The organism is Pseudomonas sp. Pseusp3 (assembly GCF_047304225.1).
In the GTDB taxonomy this organism is placed as follows: Bacteria; Pseudomonadota; Gammaproteobacteria; order Pseudomonadales; family Pseudomonadaceae; genus Aquipseudomonas; species Aquipseudomonas fluorescens_CD.
This window is the reverse complement of sequence record NZ_JBGLYV010000284.1, coordinates 1-252: the sequence shown is the minus strand read 5'-3', so window position 1 is coordinate 252 and position 252 is coordinate 1. Positions and strand designations below refer to the sequence as shown.

Here is a 252-nt window from a genome sequence, read left to right as displayed (position 1 = left end):
GCGGGAATAGCTCAGTTGGTAGAGCACGACCTTGCCAAGGTCGGGGTCGCGAGTTCGAGTCTCGTTTCCCGCTCCAATTTTAAACAGCGTTGCTTTCGGGCAGGGCTGAGTGAAACCAGAACCAAGTCTTCGGACGCGGATCTGGGCACCGAAACACACACCATGTGTTCCGGGCAGCGTGTCCCCTTCGTCTAGTGGCCTAGGACACCGCCCTTTCACGGCGGTAACAGGGGTTCGAGTCCCCTAGGGGAC

The 252-nt window shown here is 59.1% G+C and carries 2 tRNA genes; both read left to right on the top strand.

Features of this window, described 5'->3' with window-relative positions:
• Positions 1 to 76: transfer RNA gene (locus ACCD00_RS30890), tRNA-Gly, on the top strand.
• Positions 77 to 180: 104 nt separating this feature from the next.
• A tRNA-Glu gene (locus ACCD00_RS30885) sits at positions 181 to 252 on the top strand.